The following is a 1,989-nucleotide window of genomic DNA, read 5'->3' on the forward strand; positions in this document are numbered from 1 at the left end:
TCGGTTTGGGAAACAGCGCTACACGAGATGTTGATAGCCAGTTTGCCCCGGTGTCATCGTACATAAACGGAGCTGCTGTTATGGCTCAGGTTCATCGCGATTACAGGTCACTCGCTTCGTACGATTTGATTACTCAATACCCGCTGGGCATGTCTTTCGGCATCCAACTGGGGGCGAATGCTTGGGGAGGTGGAAGTGGTGCAGATGTCTATACCGGCATGTTAACGCTGCGGGGATGGCATGATGCAACAGGGGGCGGCTACACGTCATGGCAGTTAGCCTCTACGTCGCAGGGCCTCAAGTATCGTCAGGGAAACGGGACTGTTTCCGGGCTAACTAACGTTGGCTTTTCTACTACGCATACCCTTTATTCAACGCAGAACACCACGAAAGCCAGCGACGGAACGCTTAAGGCTGCATCGCCGGTGATCAAAGTATTTTCAGATGGAACATACCAGACTAACGATGAATCTGAGGGCTGCACTGTAACCCGTCTGTCCACAGGTGAATATCGGATTGAAGGATGTCAGGGACTGAACTCAGACGCAGCATGGGGCGGCATTGATGGCGGTTTTGACATACCTACCGATCGCAACAAGCAGCCACTTATCTGGCTGGATTATGAGGTAAACGCGGATGGCTCTGTGCTGGTGAAAACCTATCATCGCGCACACCCTGATGCGCCTGCATTCGCCAGGAACGAACTGGAAGGTGTGGGTGATGGTGATCCGGTCGACATCCCCCATGACCAGTTTGTGTCCGTGCGTGTCGAAATGCCTGCTGATTCTTTATACAACAAAAAAATCAGTGCGGCAGAGCTGGCCATGACTGCTGATGCGGGTGAATAAAGGTCGGTTTGGGAGATAGCGTTACAGCCAACTTCGGAAGCCTCGAAATTGGAGCGAAAAAGGCCTCTTCTGCAAGCTTTGTTGATTTCCATTTTCTTGGCACTAATGACTATGACGCGCGCATCCTATGTGGTGGTAATTCAAATGGTGGAATGGGAAAGGGTGATTTCACTTTCTATGCTGGAAAATACACTTTTATCGGTGACAGTTTTGAGTTTCGAAATCCTATCACCTGCCAGAACAGCATAACTGCTTCAGGGAGCATTAACGCAGGCGGCTCACTAAAAGCCGTAACGTCATCAAACGTATGGGCCTCTAGCGATACACAGAACGCTCACGTGTGGTTTTACGGTGCGGGAGGTATTGAATCACGAGGGGTAATCTATGCGCCCAAGGAAGGTACCATCCGGCTCAGGCCAGATAATAATGATAATGATGGAGCAAATGGCTATAGCTTCTCTTTCGGAGCTGATGGCAGGTTTACCTGTATTTCTGTGAACCAGACTTCGGATGAGCGAGTGAAGTTCGATAAAGAGCCCGTCAGTAACGCTCTGGAGAAGATTTGTTCCCTGACGGGTTATACGTTCGGCATCCAACTGACTGAATCAGAATCGGTGCACAGCGCAGGCATCATCGCTCAGGATTTGGAAAAAGTGTTACCCGTTGCTGTAAGTTCTGGCGGGACCGGCACTACACCGACCGGAGAAGAGATTAACGATCTAAAAACCGTGGACTACAGTGCGATGAGCGCCCTATATGTAGAGGCCATGAAGGAGCTAGCCAACCGGGTAAAAAGTATAGAGAGTGAGCTTGCCGAACTCAAAGCCCGGGCCGAGATAAAGTGTATTAGCTCAGACTTGATCTGAAAGATTCATCTGGCAGCAAATTATCAAACCTGACAGTCTGCTTTGAGCGAAAAGCGGACAGGAACATTCTGGTTAATAGATATCAATGCTAACCAAAAAGCTCCCGATGGAGCTTTTGAAACCACTTCTACATAATGAAATAAAAGAGTTTATTTCTGGTCATGCCCACACATTGACCACGTCGAAGTAAGCAGCTCCGCGAAGCGGAGCTACTTAAGATAATTTCTATGTAGTTCCATGCTATGATTTAATTTTCAAGTTACAAAATCTAAATA

The 1,989-nt window shown here is 48.6% G+C and carries 1 protein-coding gene and 1 pseudogene; both read left to right on the forward strand.

Annotated features, from left to right (window positions below):
- Nucleotides 1–848, forward strand: a pseudogene (locus IM290_RS21725) (phage tail protein); the annotation flags it as partial.
- 8 nt (nt 849–856) lie between these two features.
- On the forward strand, nt 857–1,714 hold the full coding sequence (locus IM290_RS21380) for a tail fiber domain-containing protein (RefSeq protein WP_193042706.1): 858 nt from the start codon (nt 857–859) through the stop codon (nt 1,712–1,714).
- Nucleotides 1,715–1,989: the final 275 nt, after the last annotated feature.

The organism is Enterobacter cloacae complex sp. S1 (assembly GCF_014930525.1).
In the GTDB taxonomy this organism is placed as follows: domain Bacteria; phylum Pseudomonadota; class Gammaproteobacteria; order Enterobacterales; family Enterobacteriaceae; genus Enterobacter; species Enterobacter hormaechei_C.